16 protein-coding genes and 1 pseudogene are annotated in these 20682 nt (G+C 59.2%); 11 read left to right on the top strand and 6 right to left on the bottom strand.

Translation table 11 applies throughout. The annotated features are described in order from the left end of the window. Window positions 1-337: 337 nt before the first annotated feature. From BLW80_RS12505 to BLW80_RS30605, 3 genes and pseudogenes are all read left to right on the top strand, one after another. Window positions 338-1552 carry an ABC transporter substrate-binding protein gene (locus tag BLW80_RS12505; protein ID WP_093758252.1) on the top strand — a complete coding sequence of 405 codons (1215 nt, stop codon included), beginning with the start codon at window positions 338-340 and terminating at the stop codon, window positions 1550-1552. Between the two features lie 87 nt (window positions 1553-1639). Continuing rightward, window positions 1640-2383, top strand: a pseudogene (locus BLW80_RS12500) (zinc-binding dehydrogenase); the annotation flags it as partial. Beyond that, a complete protein-coding gene (locus tag BLW80_RS30605; RefSeq protein ID WP_502688599.1) occupies window positions 2302-2619 on the top strand; it encodes a zinc-binding dehydrogenase in 318 nt (105 codons plus the stop codon). The pseudogene BLW80_RS12500 and the gene BLW80_RS30605, both read left to right, overlap by 82 nt. 87 nt (window positions 2620-2706) lie before the next feature. Here the strand turns inward: BLW80_RS30605 and BLW80_RS30990 are convergent, their stop codons facing one another. Genes BLW80_RS30990 through BLW80_RS12470 form a run of 5 tightly spaced genes read right to left on the bottom strand, consistent with a single transcriptional unit; the run spans window position 2707 to window position 7960 of the window. Beyond that, entirely contained in the window at window positions 2707-3393 is a 687-nt protein-coding gene (locus tag BLW80_RS30990; protein WP_502688594.1) for a DUF1330 domain-containing protein, read from the bottom strand. Window positions 3394-3453: 60 nt separating this feature from the next. Next, entirely contained in the window at window positions 3454-4440 is a 987-nt protein-coding gene (locus BLW80_RS12485; RefSeq protein WP_349633097.1) for a quinone oxidoreductase family protein, read from the bottom strand. A gap of 4 nt (window positions 4441-4444) precedes the next feature. Further along, entirely contained in the window at window positions 4445-6115 is a 1671-nt protein-coding gene (locus tag BLW80_RS12480; protein WP_093758128.1) for a thiamine pyrophosphate-binding protein, read from the bottom strand. Window positions 6116-6128: 13 nt separating this feature from the next. Continuing rightward, the gene (locus BLW80_RS12475; protein ID WP_093758127.1) at window positions 6129-6716 is read right to left on the bottom strand and encodes an SRPBCC family protein; all 588 of its coding nucleotides are present in this window, start codon (window positions 6714-6716) and stop codon (window positions 6129-6131) included. Next, window positions 6713-7960, bottom strand: coding sequence for an aminotransferase-like domain-containing protein (locus BLW80_RS12470; protein WP_199488723.1), 1248 nt, complete (start codon window positions 7958-7960; stop codon window positions 6713-6715). The genes BLW80_RS12475 and BLW80_RS12470 overlap by 4 nt, the downstream gene beginning before the upstream one ends. A gap of 682 nt (window positions 7961-8642) precedes the next feature. Here BLW80_RS12470 and BLW80_RS12465 point away from each other — a divergent pair. The 6 genes from BLW80_RS12465 to BLW80_RS12440 all read left to right on the top strand — a co-directional run bounded on the left by BLW80_RS12465 (window position 8643) and on the right by BLW80_RS12440 (window position 16124). Further along, the gene (locus BLW80_RS12465; RefSeq protein ID WP_093758126.1) at window positions 8643-9980 is read left to right on the top strand and encodes an MFS transporter; all 1338 of its coding nucleotides are present in this window, start codon (window positions 8643-8645) and stop codon (window positions 9978-9980) included. Window positions 9981-10011: 31 nt separating this feature from the next. Next, window positions 10012-11427 carry an FAD-binding oxidoreductase gene (locus tag BLW80_RS12460; RefSeq protein WP_093758125.1) on the top strand — a complete coding sequence of 472 codons (1416 nt, stop codon included), beginning with the start codon at window positions 10012-10014 and terminating at the stop codon, window positions 11425-11427. A gap of 63 nt (window positions 11428-11490) precedes the next feature. After that, window positions 11491-12678 (top strand): alpha-hydroxy acid oxidase, encoded by a 1188-nt coding sequence (locus tag BLW80_RS12455; protein WP_093758124.1) that lies wholly within the window; start codon window positions 11491-11493, stop codon window positions 12676-12678. A 167-nt stretch (window positions 12679-12845) separates the two neighbouring features. Then, window positions 12846-13976 carry a TRAP transporter substrate-binding protein gene (locus BLW80_RS12450; protein WP_170849642.1) on the top strand — a complete coding sequence of 377 codons (1131 nt, stop codon included), beginning with the start codon at window positions 12846-12848 and terminating at the stop codon, window positions 13974-13976. 159 nt (window positions 13977-14135) lie between these two features. Beyond that, window positions 14136-14675 (top strand): TRAP transporter small permease subunit, encoded by a 540-nt coding sequence (locus BLW80_RS12445; RefSeq protein WP_093758123.1) that lies wholly within the window; start codon window positions 14136-14138, stop codon window positions 14673-14675. 21 nt (window positions 14676-14696) lie between these two features. Then, window positions 14697-16124 carry a TRAP transporter large permease gene (locus tag BLW80_RS12440; RefSeq protein ID WP_093758122.1) on the top strand — a complete coding sequence of 476 codons (1428 nt, stop codon included), beginning with the start codon at window positions 14697-14699 and terminating at the stop codon, window positions 16122-16124. A gap of 130 nt (window positions 16125-16254) precedes the next feature. On the opposite strand, the gene BLW80_RS12435 is transcribed toward BLW80_RS12440, so the two are convergent. Further along, window positions 16255-16713, bottom strand: a complete 459-nt coding sequence (locus BLW80_RS12435) for an Lrp/AsnC family transcriptional regulator (RefSeq protein ID WP_093758248.1) — start codon at window positions 16711-16713, stop codon at window positions 16255-16257. Between the two features lie 185 nt (window positions 16714-16898). Here BLW80_RS12435 and BLW80_RS12430 point away from each other — a divergent pair, with 185 nt between their 5' ends. Both BLW80_RS12430 and BLW80_RS12425 read left to right on the top strand, forming a co-directional pair. Next, a complete protein-coding gene (locus BLW80_RS12430; RefSeq protein ID WP_244528125.1) occupies window positions 16899-19004 on the top strand; it encodes an NADPH-dependent 2,4-dienoyl-CoA reductase in 2106 nt (701 codons plus the stop codon). A gap of 41 nt (window positions 19005-19045) precedes the next feature. Then, on the top strand, window positions 19046-20671 hold the full coding sequence (locus BLW80_RS12425) for an AMP-binding protein (RefSeq protein ID WP_093758120.1): 1626 nt from the start codon (window positions 19046-19048) through the stop codon (window positions 20669-20671). Window positions 20672-20682 lie beyond the last annotated feature (11 nt).

Below are 20682 nucleotides of genomic sequence, written 5' to 3'. Positions count from 1 at the left end.
CGTCAGTGGCGATGCCGCTGCATATTGGCCACGTATGACAATTGGCACGAAGGATGCTTAGAATTTCCTCAAAAGAACAGATTACAATCCAGGGAGAGAATTGGAGACACTCCGGCCGTCGCATCAGGCCGAATTGTCGCTGCGCCGCAACCGATTCAGAAGAGCGCGGGTGACTGGCCTCGCGCGATCGGAGAAACATCCATGACCGGACTTGAGATCTTGCAACGCGGTCACGCTCAACATTCGCCCTGCGCTCCCCGGAGGCGCGCGACGCTCAGATTACGCAAACATCTTGCATGGCGAATATCTCCAAGAACAAGAAGCCTTGGAGGAAACGATGAGAGAATATCTGAAGAGCGGGATCGCCGCGCTTCTTCTGGGGACGATGGCATCGTGTCCACTCCTGGCGAACAGCAAGACCATCAAGATCGGTATCCTGACCGACATGTCGAGCGCCTATGCCGACATCGCCGGCAAAGGCGTTGAGGTCGCGGCGCGCCTTGCGCTCGCCGATTCCGACATCGAGAAGCAGGGCTGGAAAGTCGAGATCCTCAGCGCCGACCACCAGAACAAGGCTGATCTCGGGGTGAACATCGCGCGAAAATGGTATGATACCGAGGGCGTCGATGCGGTCCTAGATCTGACTAATAGCGCGGTGGCGCTTGCAGTCGGCGAACTCAGCCGCGAGAAGAACAAGGTCGTGCTCGGATCAGGCCCACAATCGTCGGACATGACGGGCAAGGCCTGTTCGCCCAATTTCGTGCACTGGACTAGTGATACCTGGGCACTCGCACACGGCACGGCACAGGCGATGGTGAAGCGTGGTGGCGACAGCTGGTTCTTCGTGACCGCCGATTACGCATTCGGGCACGCTCTCCAACGCGACGCTGCAGCGATCGTCGTGAAGGAAGGCGGCAAGGTTGTCGGTGAGGCTCGTGCGCCGATCAACACGGCCGACTTCGCATCCTTCCTGCTTCAGGCACAGAATTCGCGCGCCAAAGTCGTCGGCCTCGCTAATGCCGGCACCGACACTACGAATGCCATCAAGCAGGCAAGTGAATTCGGCCTCATGGCCGGTGGCCAGACAGTCGCGGGCATGCTCGTCTATATTTCTGACGTGCATTCGCTCGGCCTCGAATTCGCCAAGGGCATCGTGCTCACCGAGCCCTTCTACTGGGACCTGAATGACGGCACGCGCGCATTCAGTAAGCGCTTTGGCGAGGGCCTGAAGGGCCGCATGCCGACCATGATGCAAGCCGGCGCCTATTCGGCAACTCTTCACTATCTGAAAACGATGGCCGAGATGGGCCCATCTAGGGACGGCGTCGCAATCGTCGCGAAGATGAAAGCCATGCCCACGGACGATGCGCTGTTCGGCAAGGGCCGGATTCGCGAGGATGGCCGCAAGATTCACTACATGTATCTGTTCGAAGTGAAGCAGCCAAAGGAATCGAAAGGGCCGTGGGATTATTACAAGCTGCTAGCCACCATCCCGGCCGAAGAAGCCTTTCGCCCGATGAAGGACGGCGGCTGTCCGCTGGTCAAGCAGTAACGATCCGAACGAGTTCGACTCCCAACTGGGGCCGCCCCGCGACAGCACGGCGGCCATTTTTCAACGGCGTGCAGTCTGGAGACATTAATGCAAGCACTTCTGTGCGAGCGATACGGCCCTCTTTCGAGCCTCGTCCTGCGTGACATCGCCGATCCCGTCCCCGGTTCGGGTGAAGTCGTGGTGGCCGTCGCAGCCTGCGGCATCAATTTTCCCGACGCCCTCATCGTTGAGGGAAAATATCAGATTAAGCCGGAATTTCCCTTCTCGCCAGGCGGCGAGATCGCCGGTGTCATCGAACGCATAGGCGCCGATGTCGTCGGCTGGCAGCCGGGCGATCACGTGATGGCCTTTACTACATGGGGTGGCCTCCGGGAGAAGATGGTCGTGCAGGCGAATGACTTACTGCGCCGGCCCGTTGCGATGCCTCCAGAAGATGCTGCCGCCCTGCTCATTGCCTACGGCACAGCGCTCTACGCGCTCGATAATCTCGCAAGCGTTGCAGCTGGAGAGAATGTGCTCGTGCTCGGAGGCGCCGGCGGCGTCGGCACAGCAGCCATCCAGATCGCCAAGGCGATGGGCGCGAGGGTCGCCGCCGCTGCGTCATCGGAGCCAAAGGCGGCATTCTGCCGCAGTATGGGCGCCGACGATGTCGCGGTTTACGACGCCGATAATCCATCCTTGAAAACCATATTCAAGAAGTTGGCTGGCGACCACGGATTCGACGTCGTCATTGATCCCGTTGGTGGCCCATTCTCGGAGGCGGCATTACGAGCCATTGCCTGGGGCGGCCGTCACATGGTCGTCGGGTTTGCCACCGGAATGATTCCGAAAATGCCGCTCAACCTGACGCTCCTCAAGGGATGCTCGGTGGTCGGCGTTTATCTCGGCGGCTTCCTCAACGCTACACGCCGGATCGCGAGCGAATGCTGGATCGCTTGAACGAGTTGTGGGCCAGCGGCGTGAGACCGCAGATCGAAGCCACGTATCCACTCGCCGGCGCCGCCGCCGCGATTAGTCGCCTCGCCAACCGCGACGTCAAGGGAAAGATCGTCGTGACGATGATGTGAATCGACGTTCTACGAGATGACTGCAATACCAGATGCGAGCATCGGCCCGCGATTACGCGTGCATCCCACGCCATCTCGAAAATGAGCTTAAGCGCCGTCGCGGGGCTGCGGTCCGTCGTAGCCGTCCGCGATGACGATGTCGGCAAATCCGGCGGATGAGCGCAAGGATCTTGCTTTGGCATATTCTGGAGAGTTCCAACAATCCAGTGCGGATTGGTAGTCTACAAACTCGATCACAACGGTGCGCGACCGCAGCGCCCCCTCGGGACGTTCGGACGTTCCAGATCGGGTGAGGAAGCGCCCCCCATATTTCGCAAATGGTACAGAATTCTCTTTGAGGTATGCTTGGTAAGCATCCGTGTCGGTCACATCAACGAACGCGATCCAGTATCCTTTTGGCCTTTTGTTTCCGATCGCCGAGATCTGAGAACCACCGCCTTCTGGCACACGTCTACTCACGGGCGTAGCGTCGCCCGGCTGCCCCCCGTCATAGCCTTCGATCACGATCACATCAGCCTGAGAGATTGGCTCGCGTAAGGCTTTCGCCTTTGTATACTCAGGCGAATGCCGGCAGGCGAGGGCCGTCTGATAGTCAGGAAATTCCATGAGAACGACGCGCGATCGCACTTTGCCCTCTACATTTGTGGTGACGCCGCCGCGCACCAGAAAACGGGCGCCGAACTTCCTGTAGGCCGTCGCGGTTTCACGGACGTAGTCCTTGTAACGCTCGGGATCATGGACATCGACGAGACCGATCCAGTAACCTTTGGCCATATTTGATATCCTCTTTTGCATGGTGGGTGCCGGATAGCCCGGTGGACATACCTGGCGAGCTCAGGTCGCCAGAACGAGGCACCCCATTGATTTGCGGCTCTCGAGTTCGCGGTGCGCAAGCGCGGCGTCAGCCAGAGCGTATTCCTTGATCGGTGGCGGCTTGATTGCCCCCTCTTGCAGGGCAGCGAAGAATTCGTCGGCCATGATGCTCCGCCTCTCAGAGGTTGACGCGTAGTGCGGCATCATCGGGCGGGTCGCAAACAGCGATCCGCGTTTGGCAAGTTCGAGGAGGCCAAAATTTTCGACCGGTCCCGAGGCGTTGCCGTAGCTGATGAAGGTGCCCAGCGGCTTTAGACTGTCGAGAGAACCGATGGCAGTCACCTTGCCGACACCATCATAGACGACATCGCACATCCGCCCGCCGGTGATCTGCTTCACGCGCTCGGCGAAATTCTCCTTCGCGTAGTCGATGACATGATGGCATCCGTATTCGCGTGCGAATTCCGCCTTGTCCGGCGAGCCGACAGTGCCGATCACGGTTGCTCCAAGGTGGGTTCCCCACTGCGCCAGAATGGATCCGACGCCGCCGGCGGCGGCGTGCACCAGCATCGTGGTGCCCGGGCCAGCTTTGTACACCTGGCGGATGAGCATCTGCGCCGTCAGGCCCTTCATGGTGACAGCCGCGCCGACATGGTCGTTTACGAAATCCGGTACCCGGATTGCTGCATCGGCAGGAATGATCCGTTCCGATGCATAACCACCGCCAGACATCGTCGCATAGGTAACCCGATCCCCGATCTTGAAGCCGTTTACCCTCGCGCCGATCTCGGTAATCACGCCCACGCCCTCCTGCCCCGGAACAAAGGGGAGAGCGACGGGATAAAGACCCGAGCGGAAGTATGTGTCGATGAAGTTCACACCACAGAACGATTGCTTGATGCGGAGTTCCCCCTCCCCGGGAAGCCCGACTGCAGCTTCTTCCAGGCCGAGGACGTCCGGTCCGCCATGGGTCCGGATAGTGACAACTTTTGGCATGACAGTCTCCAAGCAATCAAACTTCGCCGAAGTGAACACGGCGATATGAGATCGACGGCACGGTCTTCGACGTATGGATGTCCCAGAGGCTGGCGGTCGGCTGCCAATCATGCTCTTCGAACAGCTGCTGCAGCTTCCCGTTTTCCGTCACCACAGCGCCGCGCAGGCCGAAAGCCTGCGACACCGCCGCGAGATTGGGTCGGCCAAATGTCGCTTCCGCGGGCGTGATCCCGCGCGGGATGAGCTTGTGGATTTCGGCGCCATAGGCGCCGTCATTGATGCTGATGATCAGAAGCTTGATGCCGTGGCGGGCGAGTGTCTCCAGCTCCTGGATCTGCATCAGGAGACTGCCTTCCCCCTCGATCAGGCACACTTTGCCATTGCCTCTCGCCGCCGCAATGCCTACCGCAGCGGGCAGCGCTTGGCCGATCGCACCGAACTCCGTGAGGAAGTGATAGCGGTCGGCCGGCCGCCCTTTCATCATCGGGCCGGCAATGGTGAAGTAATGGGCGCATCCCATCACGATATCCCAGTCCTTCGGTATCACGCGATCAATCTCGCCCACCGCCACCCGTGGATCAAGCGTGGCCGGTTCGAGCTGGAACGGCTTGTCGTCATGCACATCGCTGGCCAGCCGTTCCGAGATGTCGGGTAGCCGATATCCGGCGCGTTTCGGAGTTGCTTTGGCCAGTTCAGCCTTGATCGCTTGCGCGCCAGCCTTAGCATCCGCGGCGATATGGAGATCCGCGGTGCGATTGCCCTGCCAGAGACCGCGCGGCCGGGTATCGATCTGAATGACCTTCGCATTGGGAAACAGATAGCCCGCCTCGGTCGTGTAATTTCCAAGGCCTGCGCCAGCCGACATCACGACATCGGCCTCGGCGAACAGCTCATGCGCGTAGGGGCTAGCGAAGGAACCGGCCACATCCAGATTGAACGGGTTGTCGTAGAATGCGCCTTTTGCACGAAGCGTGGTCGCGACCAGCGCTCCCGCGTGGTCCGCAAGCGATGCGAGCTCCGACGTCGCACCGGACCGCAATGCGCCGTGACCGGCGATTATGATCGGACGCTCAGCAGCGGCGAGAATAGCCGCCGCCTCACGTACGATGTCGGGATCCGGCTGAATCCGCTGCGACCGCGGCATCAAGTCGGCCGATGGCAAATAATCGGCTCCCCAAGCCGCCGCAGCAGCCTGAAGGTCGATGGGCACGCTCATCACTACCGGCCTGCGCTCAAAGCGGGCCGTGTAGAAGGCCTCTCGGACGTCATTTAACATGCGATCCACATGGCGCAGCGGTATGTATTTCGCTCCAACCATTTCCACCACCGGGCCGATATCGAATTCCTGCAGGTGATGAAGATCGGTGATCGGCGTGTCGCCTGCGAAGACGATCAGAGGAACGTTGCCGCGCACTGCCGCTGTCAGCGACGTCAACGTCGGCGTAAAGCCGGGCCCGCAGGTGACGGATGCGATGCCGACCTTTCCAGTCGCGCGTGCATAGGCATCGGCCATGGCCACGACGCAATTCTCGTGGCGGCCATGGATAGCCCGCACGCCGAAATCGTGAGTCAGTGACGTGGCCCAATACATGTTGCCATCGCCCATCAGATGGAAGGCCATGTCCACGCCTTCATCGGCAAAGGCCTTCGCAAGCAGCTTGTAGTTCGGTGTTTCGGAGCTCGACATTTTCGATTGTTCCTTATTGCTTCTGACCAAAGAGATGCTTCACCCAGCTGAGAAATGCCGCGCGAAGCAGCCTGAAGCCGCTGATCTGTGCCGCGGGGGCTGGGGCGGAGGAGACAGTCATAGGCACATCCTGAGTGCCGGCGGTCGGCTCCTGCGGTTGCGTTGCGAGTCGCTGCGAAAGATTGGAGACGAATTCCGCGAGTAACGCGCGCGCAACGAAGACGCCGCCGGTTCGCGCGAATTGCGCCAGGGGGCCGGTGACATTGAAGCCGCCATCGATGGCGACATGCGTCGTGTCTGCTCCGATGACGACGATATGCGCCGATGCAGTCGCGCGGGTGGACCCTTTCTGATCGATGCCGCCGGCCTCAATATCGCAGGTCTTGTTGGCATGGTCGTAGGTCAGCCGCGCCTGGCCGCGGAAATTGGCGACCGTCGGACCGAATTTGATCGAGATCGTTCCCTCATAATGTCCGTCGCCTTTATCGGCGGTGAGCGTCATCCCGGGCACGCAACCCACGACCTGATCGGGGTGCGTCAAAATCTCCCAGACGACATCGACCGGTGCGCGAACTTCGATTGTTTCGGTCAGTTTGATCATTGGATCTCTCGTGAGATAGGTTGAAAGCCGCGCACGGCATCCGCCAGCCGCCGGACGGCCTGTGACAGCAGGTCCGGCGAGTTCAGTGTAAAATTCAGACGAAGCGATCGCCGGTCTGTGCCAAGGGGATCGAAGACGCTGCTGGGTCCAACAAGGACGCCAGCGTCTCGCGCGACGCCTACGAGATCATCAGTATTCAGATGCGGATCGCGTGCGGTCGCCCAGACGAACATGCCGCCCACCGGGACCTTCCAGTCGAACCAGTCGGACAGATGAGCCGCCATCGCAGCGCATAGGGCATCGCGGCGGCGCCGATAGAGGTCCAGAAGCGCTGGTCGCAAGCGATCGACAAGGCCGGTTCCCATTGCTGCCAAAGCCAGCCGCTGATTGAGACCGCTCGAACAAAGGTCGGTGCCCTGCTTGGCCGTGGACATGGCGCGAATGACATCCGGCGCCGCAATCACCCAGCCGAGCCGGAGGCCCGGCGCCAGCATTTTCGAGAAGCTACCGAGATAGATGACCGGGCCGTCGTAGATGCCGCGCTTAAGGTGCTTGGCCGACAGATCGATCAGACGGGGCAGCGGTGCCGAATCGTAATAGAGGTCGCCGTAAGGATCGTCCTCGACGAGCCACACCCCAGTATGGTGGGCAGCAGCGACGAGGTTTTCTCGCGCCGGAACGCCGATCAGCTCACCTGTCGGATTGGAGAAGTTCGGTACCGAATAGGCAAACTGGCAGCCCGCCAAGGCCGACACGACCGCCCGTTCGCCGCAACCGAGCGGGAGATCGCGATACCTCGGATTGCGCGGCCGCCACGCGTCCATGGCGCCGACATAACTCGGGAATGGCGCTGCAATGTTGCCGCCGGATTCGAGCAGAACTTTCCCGATGAGATCCAGACTCTGCGTACCGCTGGCCGTGATCAAGATGTTCTCACGTTGCAACCGCAGATCGGCAGAACTGAATCGCTCGGCAATCGCATCGCGCAGCTCCGGCAGGCCGTCCGTCGGACCGTAGCCGAGGCAATCCGACGGGTGCGTCAGGATGAGTGTTCTTGCGAGATTGGCCAGCTCTTCCACGGGAAGCAACTCGGGCGCCGGGAGCCCGCCAGCAATATTTATCAATCCGGAAATGCGTGACGCGCCCACAAAAAGGCTGGTGAGGTCGTTCGTCTGCGTCAACCAGGACGCAAAGGGCGCCGGAGCACCTATCGCCTGACCGTCCTCGATCATGGTCTGTGTCATTGAACATCCTGCACGCGGCCGGCCTCGCCGCAAATACACTTCGGCGAGGCGCGCAAGTGCTTCACCGTCTTTGCGATTGCAAAACAGATAATAAGCGAGTTGAGCCGGCAGTGGATTGCGTATCCTGCGCAACCAGGGCGCAGATTAGCAGTGCATATCGCAAATATGTTTGTTAGTAGCATTGAATGCCAATCAGGTGGCAATGTCGCGCTACACGGTTGCGATGGCGTCAACGCTTCCTCCTCGTGCGCGTGATCAAGTCATGCGCTTTACGAGTAACGTCAGCAATCTTTGTGCCATACGTGCGCGTGGAATGGCCTTCTTACAGTTGCGGACATGATCTCGTTCTTCATCTCTCGAAATACTAAAAGAGTGATGCGTGCACAGAAACGGATTCTGTCGTCGATGCAGACAGTTTGTCAGCAGAGTGTCTTCGCAAAAACACATCGCGATCGTCGAACGGCGTTTTCCAAAGCCAAACGCGATTGGCATCGCCTTTGCAATTCACCAACAGGACCGGCCAGACATCGCGCTGAATAAAGTGCAGGTGGCCGATCTGAGGAAACGATCGTGGCTTTGCACTTCACATTCGAAGCTCGCCGCAGGTACTCGCCAGATCCGACCGGATCTATGATCGAGCTTGCTGCTGTGCACCACGATCCCAAAGTGAGGGGATTGAGATATGCCGAGCAATCCAGCGCCAGACGAATTGAGGACCTGCACGTTAAAGGCCGTCACATGGCGGCTGCTTCCCTTTATGATGCTGCTCTACTTCATCGCCTATCTCGACCGCGTAAATGTGGGCTTCGCAGCACTGACGATGAATGCCGATCTCGGTCTTTCCGCCACAGTTTATGGCCTCGGCGCCGGTGTCTTCTTCGTTGGTTATGTTCTGTTCGAAGTACCGAGTAATGTGCTGCTGCATAAGCTTGGCGCGCGGATTTGGATTGCGCGCATTATGCTGACATGGGGTTTGTTGTCGGGTGCGATGGCATTCATTACCGGACCAACAAGCTTTTATATCGTTCGCTTCCTGCTTGGCGTCGCCGAGGCGGGCTTCTTTCCAGGAATGATCCTGTATCTAACCTATTGGTTTCCGGCCAGCACACGCGTGAAGGTCACGGGACTATTCATGGTCGCCATTCCGCTTTCCGCAACGATCGGCGCACCGATCTCATCGGCATTGCTCGGACTGGACTGGCTTGGTGGGATGAAAGGATGGCAGTGGATGTTCATCCTCGAGGCAGCGCCAGCGATTATCCTTGGCTTTGTCGTCTTCTTCTATCTCACAGATCGTCCGGAGCGCGCAGAATGGCTGACTGCTGAGCAGCGTGGCTGGCTCGCAGCGGAGATGGAGGCCGAGCGTAGAGCGATCGCCGCCCAAGCCACGCCGCACACTCTGGGCCACGCCTTGCGTGATCCCCGCGTGATCGGCTTCGGTCTGGTCTATTTCAGCATCGTCATGGGGTCCTATGCGCTGGGCTTTTGGTTGCCGCAGATCGTCAAGGGATTTGGGGCGATGTCCAACATGGAGGTCGGCCTGATCACTTCAGCGGTCAATGCGTTCGGCACCGTCGCGATGATCTATTGGGCCTATCGGTCAGACAAGCGCCAGGAACGGCTCGGTCATTTCATGGCGGCAGCGTTGCTTTCAGCCGTCGCTTTCGGCGCCTTTACCTATGTCCAGGCTACACCGATCCTCGCGGTCGTCGCCCTGACATTCGCAGCCATGGGGATATTTGGAGCACTCCCCGTATTCTGGGCGCAGCCAACATCGTTCCTAAGCGGTGTGGGTGCCGCCGGCGGGATCGCCTTGATCAACTCCATCGGCAATGCCGCCGGATATTTCGGTCCGTTCGCCATCGGCTATCTGAAGGACGCGACCGGCAGCTTCAGCACGGGGTTGCTGGGCATCGCCGCGCTACTGGTGACGTCAGCGCTGCTGGCTGCCACGCTGGTGCGGCGATCGACCACCCGGGACCTCGCTGCGTCGACCAAACAGGCATCGACGTCGGCGTGAGACCGGCTCTCGATTTGCGGAGAATTTGTAGATGACCAGCCAACAACAAAAGACACGCGCCGAATCGCTCGATGCGACGCTGGCAGAATTGTCCGCTACTTTCGGCGACCGATATTCGAGTTCACGTGCGGTGCGCGAGCAGCACGGCTGCACGGTGACCTGGCATGAGAACCAGGCGCCGGATGCGGTAGTTTTCCCGCGATCGACGGAAGAAGTCGCGGCGATCGTGCGGATCTGCGCCAAACACGATACGCCAATCATTCCCTTCGGCACGGGGACGTGCCTCGAGGGCCATGTCAATGCCCCCTTTGGCGGCGTTTGCGTGAGCACGCGCGAACTCAACCAAATCATCGAGGTGAATGCACAGGATTTCGACGCCACAGTTGGCGCCGGCGTCACCCGCGGCGCGCTCAACGATTATATCCGGGATCGGGGGCTGTTCTTTCCCGTCGATCCCGGCGCCGATGCGTCGCTCGGCGGCATGGCTTCGACGCGCGCCTCGGGCACCAATGCGGTGCGATATGGTACGATGAAGGACAATGTAATCGCCGTGACGGCGGTGCTTCCGAATGGCGACGTGGTCAGGACTGCAACTCGCGCCAAAAAGTCCTCCGCCGGATATGACCTTACGCGATTGTTGGTGGGGGCCGAAGGCACGCTTGGCCTGATCACCGATCTGACTGTCCGGTTGCATGGCATTCCGGAAAACATCTGTGCCGCGGTTTGCAATTTTCCGACGGTCGAAGCCGCCTGCGAAGCGGCGATCATGGCGATCCAGGTCGGCATCCCCATCGCCCGCGTTGAATTACTGGATGAAATGCAGATTCGCGGCTGCAACCTGCATTCGAAGCTCGATATGCGCGAGGCACCGACCCTGTTTCTTGAATTCCACGGAACGTCAGCCTCCGTCGAGGAACAAGCGCAGATGTTCGCCGATATCGCCAAGGGCGCCGGCTGCGGCGCATTTGCGTGGGCGACGAAACCGGAGGAGCGTGCGCGCCTGTGGAAAGCGCGGCACGACTCCTATTGGGGACAACTCGCACTGCGGCCCGGAGCAAAGACCTTTGCGACGGATGTCTGCGTGCCGCTATCGCGGCTAGCGGAAAGCGTGGTGGCTGCACAGAAGGATGTGGCGGAGAGCGGCCTCGTCTGCTGCATCCTTGGCCATATCGGTGACGGCAATTTCCACTGTGCACCGCTGGTGATGATGGATGACCCGGAGGAAGTCGCGCGCGCACGCGCCTTTGCAGAGCGCGTCGTCATGCGCGCGCTGGAAGTGGGCGGCACCTGCACCGGCGAACACGGGATTGGGCAGGACAAGCGCAAGTATCTTGAGCGTGAGCACGGTGCAACGACGGTCAATGCCATGCGCACCATCAAACTCGCGATGGATCCACGCAATATCTTCAATCCTGGAAAAGTGCTTCCTCCACACGCATTTGCATGAACACGACACTCCTAAAGCACGTGGGTCTGAACGCGTAACACGATCGCCAGGAATTTTCAGGCTATGACAAGACCAATTACCTCGATCGACGACCTCCGCGCACTCGTAGAACGCCGGGTCCCACGCATGTTTTATCAATTCTGCGAGTCGGGCTCGTGGACCGAAAGCACATTTCGCGCGAACCAGAATGATCTCACTGCAATTCGGCTGCGCCAGCGGGTCGCACGGGATATCACCGATCGTTCGCTTGAAACGACGATGATTGGTGAGAAGGTCAGCATGCCGGTGGCGATCGCACCGACCGGATTGGCCGGCATGCTGTATGCGGATGGCGAAATCCTGGGGGCTAAGGCGGCGGCGAAGGCGCATATCCCGTTTACGTTACCGACCATGAGTATTTGTTCGATCGAGGACGTTGCGGCGCATTCGGCGGTGCCATTCTGGTTCCAGCTCTATGTGATGCGCGACAAGACCTATGTCCGCAGCCTGATCGGGCGAGCAAAGGCCGCCGGTTGCTCGGCTCTGATCGTGACGCTCGACCTACAAGTGGTCGGACAGCGGCACAAGGATATTATCAACGGCCTGTCTGCGCCGCCACGCCTCACTTTGCCGAGTCTGGTAAGCATGGCGACCAAGCCGCGCTGGTGCCTGCATATGCTGCAAACCCGGCGACGGAATTTCGGCAATATCATCGGACACGTGAAAGGCGTCGACGACATCCAGTCCATACCCGCATGGATTGCCGAGCAGTTCGATCCGGCGCTGAGTTGGGACGACATCAAGTGGATTCGCGACCAATGGGCCGGCAAGCTCATCCTCAAAGGAATTCTCGATCCTGAAGACGCAGAGCTCGCCACGCAAACCGGCGCCGATGCAGTCATCGTCTCCAATCACGGCGGACGGCAACTCGATGGTGCTCTATCCGCGATCTCCGCCTTGCCGGATGTTGCGCGGACCGTCGGCGCTCGCATGGAGGTCTTTCTCGACGGCGGCATCCGCTCCGGGCAAGACGTGATCAAGGCCGTCGCGTCCGGCGCGAAGGCTGTGTTCATCGGCAGGAGCTGGCTTTACGGGCTCGGGGCTGATGGCGAACGCGGCGTCACCACCGCATTGAACATCATTCGCAAGGAGCTTGATTTGACGATGGCGTTTTGTGGCCTGCGCCACATCGAAGACGTCGATCAGCGGATCCTCGCGGCACCACATCTTCACCAGCGCAGCGACATGAGGATACTTGCAATGATCACCTAACCCATCTCGAGAAATCACCGCCGATGTCCTCCGACAACGGCGACTAGAAGTCAAACACACGCTGTTTCTGAAATGCGTGGTGACACGAGCAAGACGCGAGCAGAGCGCGTCTCTCACGACACACAATGAAGGCGCGATAACGCTGCCACCAATTTAGAGGGAACGACATGAAACACGGCACTAACGATAAACATACGAAAGATGGTCCATCGCGGCGAAAAGCGCTGCTCGCCGGCGCCGGCTTGATGGCCGGGGCGACAATGGGCGTCGCATCGCCTGCGATCGCGCAATCGCGTCCTGCGCTCAAATGGCGAATGGTGACGAGCTATCCGAAGAATCTCGACAACCTCGACGGGGGATGCCGACTGCTTGCAAAGTATGTATCGGAACTGACCGATGGCCAGTTCGAAATCCAGGTCTTTGCAGCGGGGGAGATCGTGCCTGCACTGACGGTGCTCGATGCGGTTCAGGCTGGTACGGTCGAATGCGGCCACTCTACGGGCTATTATTATGTCGGAAAGGAGCCAGCGCTCGCTTTCCAATCCGGCGTTCCGTTCGGCTTCAATGTTCGGCAGCATGATGCCTGGATGAACCACGGCGGCGGTCTCGGACTGATCCGCGAATTATTTGACCATTTCAATGTCCATTTGATCCCAAGCGGAAACACCGGCGCACAGATGGCCGGCTGGTTCCGGAAGGAATTGAAGACGATCGAGGATTTCAACGGCCTAAAGTTCCGGACCTCCGGCATGGCCGGTCAGATCCTCACCCGCGTCGGCGTCGTTCCGCAGCAGATCGGCGGTGGCGATATCTATCCTGCATTGGAACGCGGCACGATCGATGCAGCCGAATGGGTTGGTCCCTATGACGACGAGCGCCTCGGCTTCTACAAGGTCGCGCGCTATTATTACGCGCCGGGCTGGCACGAAGGCAGTAATGAAAACGCCTTGATGGTCGGCAAGAACCACTGGAACTCCCTGCCCCGTTCATATCAGGCGGCCCTCGAAGTCGCTTGCAGCGCGGTGAAGACCTGGATGGTGTCGAAATATGATGCCGACAATCCGGCGGCTCTCCGCCGCTTGATCGGCAATGGCGCGCAGCTTCGCCTTTTCTCGAAGGATGTGCTGGACGCGCTCTTCGGCGCGGCGGAAAAGCACTATGCCGAGCTCTCCGGCACTAATCCGCGCTTCAAGAAGGTGCATGACAGCTGGTCGGCTTTTCGGCGCGAAGAAGTCTCCTGGTTCCGCGTGAATGAAACACAATACGACACGTACATGTCGTCGCGTTTCACACGCTGACTAGACTAACGTCTCGCCTCGACTTCATGCTCGTGGGTCCGGCCTCGCTGCGCAGTGGTGGTCGATTGGTTGCACCGGCAGTGATGCTGTTGCAACCAATCGGTGCCTTGCGCGCCAAGCCGGCACGCGCTCGCAACGCAACAATCTCGGAGGGGAAATATGGGTTCACTTCTATCGATCAGCGCCTGGATCGACACGCTGAATGAGAAGTTTGGGCGCATCTGTGATTGGTCTGTTCTGCTCGCCTGTCTGATCAGTGCGGGCAATGCGACCTCGCGCTACATGTTCAATCTCGGCAGCAACTCAATGCTAGAGATTCAATGGCACCTCTTCGGCGTCATCGTTCTGATCGGCGCCTCCTACACACTGAAGATGAACGAGCATGTGCGGGTCGATCTGATTTACGGATCGCTCAGTGATCGCGGCCGGGCCTGGGTCGATGTGTTCGGCCTCATCTTCCTGCTGTTTCCCATCACCTTCCTGATGACGTTCTTTTGCTGGCAGTTTTTCGTCACCTCCTTCTCACAATGGGAGAGGTCTCAGAATGCCGGCGGCCTGCTGGTTTGGCCGATCAAATTCGCGCTGCCGCTGGGTTTCGCGCTTCTGACTTTGCAGGGCGCGTCCGAACTGATCAAGCGCGTCGCCCTGCTGCAGGGGCGCATCGCATCCGAAACAAAGTACGAAAAGCCGCTACAATAAGCGAGACGGGATGGACTACTGATGTTTGCATACGGGATCATGCCTCCGCTCATGTTCGGCGGAATGATGTGTTTCATGTTGATCGGTTTTCCGGTCGCGTTTACCCTCGCCTCCGCCGGCCTGTTTTTCGGCGCGCTTGGCATTCTCTCCGGTCATTTCGACGTGGTGTTCCTGCAGGCGTTGCCGTTGCGCTTTTACGGGATCATCGCCAATGATCTTCTGCTGGCCATTCCGTTCTTCACCTTCATGGGCGCTATTCTGGAGCGCTGCGGCCTCGCGGAGGATCTTCTCGAAGGCACCGGAAAGCTGTTCGGAGGCGTGCCGGGCGGTCTCGCTTACGCCGTGATCATCGTGGGCGCCATCCTTGGCGCGATCACCGGCACCGTTGCCGCGTCCGTCATCGCCATGGGCGTGATCTCCCTGCCGATCATGCAGCGATATGGCTATAGCATGCGTCTTTCGACGGGCGTCATCGCGGCATCGGGAACGATTACGCAGCTGATCCCGCCCTCCTTGGTGCTGGTCGTGCTCGCCGATCAGTTGGGTCGCTCGGTCGGTGACATGTACCTCGGCGCCATCGGGCCATCCTTGCTTCAGGTCGGCATTTTTATTCTCTTCATCGTGGTGATGTCGGTGCTCAAGCCGGAGACGATGCCGCCGCTACCGCCTGAAGTCCGGGGGACGATCGGCTGGCCGCTGATCCGGCAGGTGCTATGGGGCATGGTGCCAAGCATTGTGCTGATTTTTCTGGTGCTTGGAACGATCTTCATGGGGCTCGCGACGCCCACCGAGGCTGGCGCTATGGGGGCTGTCGGCGGGCTGGTGCTCGCAGCCATGCATAGGAGGCTGACCTGGCCGCTGTTGGACCAAGCCATGCGCTCGACGATGCGCATCACGTCCATGGTGATATTCATCCTGATCGGCGCCACAGTGTTTAGCCTCGTTTTTCAGGGCATGGACGGCGCGCTGTGGATCGAGCACCTGCTGGTCGGCCTGCCGGGCGGACAGATCGGCTTCCTGCTGTTCGTCAATGTGTTCGTGTTCTTCCTCGCGTTCTTTCTCGATTTCTTCGAGATCGCCTTCATTCTGCTGCCCTTGCTCGCTCCGGTGGCCGCGAAACTGGGCATCGATCTTGTTTGGTTCGGGGTTCTCCTCTGCGTGAACATCCAAACGAGCTTCATGCACCCGCCGTTCGGCTTTGCGCTGTTCTATCTTCGCGGCATCGCGCCGCCATCAGTGAAGACGAGCGACATCTATCTCGGCGCAATCCCCTGGGTGGCCATGCAGCTGCTGCTGGTGGTTATCGTCATCTACTGGCCGGAATCGGTGACCTACTGGCTCGACAAGGCGCCGAAGATCGATCCTTCGCAGATCGAGATTCGGATCGATGCACCCAGCATGAGCCTTGACGATCTGGGAGGCGATATGTCGTCGCAAGAGCAGGAGTAGGTGAGGTTCGACGGCACCCGCCGAGCGGATGGAGTATGACCCCGAAGAGCAACTCCCGGCTTTCGAACAAAATCAAACATGCTCCAGCAATCGAAAAGCTGGAGTCATGTCATTGAAGACAAATCTGACACTAGATCGGAAGCGCGGATGTCAGCTTGATGCTCTGCATCGGGATGTCGGTCTTGACGCTCTGGACGCCCTTGATGCGGGTCAGGTCTTCCACCTGAAATTTCCGATAGGAAGCGAGATCCTTGGCAACCACGCGTAAGAGAAAATCACAATCTCCTGCCATGAGATGACACTCCACGATCTGCGGCAGCCGGCGAACGGCTGCGATGAAATGATCGACTGTCGCCGCGTCCTGTCCGGTGAGCCAGACGCGTGCAAAGACGGTGAGATCGAGTCCGACCTTGCTGGCATTCACCAACGCCACATAGTTCTCGATAATCTTCTCTTCTTCGAGCAGCCGCACCCTGCGCAGGCAGGGTGATGGCGAGAGCCCAACGATGTCTGCCAAATCGTTGTTCTGAATGCGGCCATTGCTCTGAAGGGCGCGCAAGATGCGATAGTCGATTTCGTCGAGTTTGATCACAGCGTGCCTGCCGGATGTGTTCGGGATTGCCCGGACTGTTGAGGAGCCTCCCGATGCCGCACTTAATACCGGCTTCCAATTGCTCCGCCACAGCGATACATGTCAATATATTGCTTATAAGGCAATGCGATCTCCTATGGATTTGACACGAGTAGCGAATATTTCACCCGATACTGCTACGAATGACGCGCCCTCCGAGTCGACGATCAATTATATATAAACATATTGACATACATGGCGAAGGCGATATCTGTTGGCGAACGCTCCGCAAGAGACGTATCGCGAAGGAGGCCGCCATGGATATTCGCTCGATGCTGCTGGACCCTATCCAGGTCGGCACAGTCGTTCTGAAGAGCCGCATCGTTATGGGCTCGATGCACACCGGCCTCGAACATCATCCGGAACGTTTCGACGAGCTCGGACGATTCTATGCCGAGCGCGCCAAAGGAGGCGCAGGCATGATCGTTACAGGAGGGTTTGCGCCGAACTTCGCCGGACGGATGAAGAATGAACCAGGCACCTTCGAGCACCCCGAACAAATCGCAGATCATAAGAAAATCACGGAGCCTGTACATCGCGCAGGTGGTCGCATTCTGCTGCAGATACTGCATGCCGGCCGTTATGGCTATCATCCAGCTATCGTCGCGCCGTCGCCGATCAGATCGCCTATCAATCGCGATATTCCGGCCGAACTGACCTCCGATCAGATCGCGCAGACCATTAGGGACTACGCAACGACGGCGCGCCTTGCAAGGGAAGCCGGCTATGACGGCGTCGAGATCATGGGCTCCGAGGGCTATCTCATCAGCGAGTTTCTCGCGCCCCGGACCAATCACCGTAACGATGAATGGGGCGGCGCGTTGCAGAATCGCGCGCGCTTTCCGGTTTCAGTTGTGCGGGCAGTCCGTGACGCCATTGACACCGGGGTCATCTCCTATCGCATTTCCGCGCTCGAACTCGTGGAAGGCGGCCTCACACAAGACGAGACGCTCTGGCTTGCCAGGGAGATAGAGATGGCGGGCGCTGATTGCCTATCGACTGGCGTGGGCTGGCACGAGGCGGCCGTTCCGACCATCGCAGGGCCTGTGCCACACGCCGCCTTCATCGAATCGACGCGACGCCTCAAACAGGTCGTGAACATCCCGGTGACCGCAAGCAATCGTATCAATCTGCCTGAAGATGCCGCCCAGATCATTTTTGAGGGCTCAGCAGACCTCGTGTCCATGGCGCGGCCGCTTCTGGCGGATGCGGAATTCGTCAATAAGATCGATCGCGGGCGCTCCGATTTAGTGAATGTCTGCATCGCCTGCAACCAAGCTTGCCTCGATCATTACTTCACCGATCAGGTGATCACCTGTCTTGTCAATCCACGCGCCGCGCGTGAACACGAATTTTCCGACTCGCGCTCGCCCTGCACCAAGCGGATCGCAGTGGTCGGCGCCGGCGTCGCAGGCATGTCGGCGGCACTCGAGGCGGGACGACGCGGCCATCATGTTACGCTGTTTGAGGCGGCTCCACATATCGGTGGGCAGTTCGCACTCGCCGCGATGGTCCCCGGCAAGGAAGACTACGGCCTATCACTGAAGAACTATGAATCGCAGTTGTTGGATGCGGGTGTGGAGATCAAGACAGGCACGGCGGTCGATGCCGCCGCGCTCAAGCGCGAGAATTTCGATGAGGTAATCGTGTCGAGTGGTGTCACCCCACGCTTGCTGGATATTCCAGGCAGCGACGATCTCCGCCTCGTTCCCTACAATAAAATACTGGACGGGAGCGTGAAGGCGGGCGACCACGTCGTAGTGATCGGCGGCGGCGGAATCGGCCACGATGTGGCGCTATTCCTCGCTATGGAGACGAAAGGCCGTCGGCAAACGCGCGAGGAATTCTTTGCGCGTTGGGGCATCGAAGGTAGGCCGCAGATCCATCCCGCCAAGCGCCACATCACCATGGTGAAACGCTCACCCGGCGCCTTTGGCCGAACGCTCGGAAAAAGCACAGGATGGATAGTTCGGCAAGAGCTCAAGGATATGAAGGTCCGGCAAATCGCCGAGGCTCAGTATATAAAGATCGATGCCGAGGGGCTTCACATCGCCCTACCCGATCGCAACGAAGTGCTGCCAGCAGACACGATCGTGGTTTGCGCCGGCCAAGAGTCCGATCGCGATATCGCCGACGCCATCGTCGCGAATGGCCAGACCGTGCACGTAATCGGCGGGGCGCGCCTTGCAGGCGAGCTTGACGCCAAGCGCGCCATCTATGAAGGCGCGATGATTGGGAATCGAATCTGAGCAACGCGGCGCAGACCGCGATACCTGTTGGAGGGATCCAAATGGCAATCGATACGAAAGCAGACTTTCTACAGCGGCGGCCAGCAAATTTTCGGCCGATGACGCCACTGCAGTTCTTGCGCCGCGCCGCCGATGTGTTTCCGGATCGCGTTGCGGTTATTCACGGGGACGTCAGGCATAGCTGGCGCGAGCATGCGCGACGCTGTCTCCGGCTCGCCTCGGCGCTACGCCGCAGCGGCGTTGAAGCAGGAGATACCGTGGCGTTCTTGGCACCTAACACGCCGGCGATGCTTGAGGCGCATTTCGGCGTACCTATGGCAGGAGCGATCCTGAATACGCTGAACACACGCCTAGATGCTGCAGCCATTGCCTTCGTTCTCGAACATTCGGAAACGAAGGTGTTCGTGGTGGACAGGCAATTGAGTGCTGTCGCAAAGGACGCGCTCGCAAAGGTGAAGTCGCGTCCATTGGTGATCCATATCGACGATCCCTATGCGGACGCCGGAGAACTCATTGGAGACTGCGACTACGAGGCATTCCTCGACCGCGGTGACGGGGAAGAAGCGATCCAGTGGCCTGCCGATGAATTCGACGCCATAACGTTGAATTACACGTCAGGCACGACCGGAAATCCGAAGGGCGCGCTTTATCATCACCGCGGTGCCTATCTCAATACGCTGAGCCAGATCGTCCACCATCAGCTCAATAGCGATTCAGTATATCTTTGGACATTGCCCATGTTCCACGTGAACGGCTGGTGTTTCGCATGGGCAGTTGCCGCGATCGGCGGGACGCATGTCTGCCTGCGCAAGGTCCAGCCGTCTGAAATCTTCGCCTCGATCGAGAAATATGGCGTGACACATATGTGTGGTGCGCCGACAGTGCTCGGTATGCTGATCGAAGGCGCCGAAAAAACCTCCGTCAAGCTTAAGCGACCAGTGGCGATCATGACGGCGGGGGCCGCACCGCCAGCGCCGATTCTCAAGGCGACGGAAGAACTCGGATTCGTCGTTCGCCACGTCTACGGTTCGACCGAAGTGCATGGCGTCACTGCGCTCTGCGACTGGCATCGCGAATGGAATGCGCGGCCGCCTCTGGAAAGGTCGAAACTGATGGCGCGGCAAGGCGTGCGGACAGTGGTGACGGACGACATGATCGTTGCAAATCCGACGACGCTGGAGCCGCTGCCGCATGACGGAGTTACCATCGGCGAGATTCTCTTCCGCGGTAATAACGGGATGAAAGGCTACCTTAAGAATCCAGCAGCCACCGACGAAGCTTTTGCCGGCGGATGGTATCGGACCGGCGATCTCGCGGTCACCCACCCAGATGGCTATATCGAGATCAAGGATCGCTCTAAAGACATTATCATATCCGGCGGCGAGAACATTTCATCTATCGAAATCGAGGAAGTTATTTTCCAGCATCCCGCGGTGTCATATGCCGCCGTGGTAGCCATGAAAGACGAGCGCTGGGGCGAGACCCCATGCGTCTTCGTAGAAATAAAGGACGGCCACGAGGTCACGGCAGAGGACATGCTCGACTTCTGCCGACAGCGCCTAGCGAAGTTCAAGCTTCCCAAGAAATTCGTTTTCGGCCCCGTAGAACGGACGTCTACCGGAAAGGTCCAGAAGTTCAAACTGCGCGAGCGGGCTCAGAGCGCGTGAGCAACATCAGG

Source organism: Tardiphaga sp. OK245, from assembly GCF_900108575.1.
Taxonomy (GTDB): domain Bacteria; phylum Pseudomonadota; class Alphaproteobacteria; order Rhizobiales; family Xanthobacteraceae; genus Tardiphaga; species Tardiphaga robiniae.
Note: the sequence above shows the minus strand (reverse complement) of the source record. Positions and strands in the feature narration are given on the sequence as shown.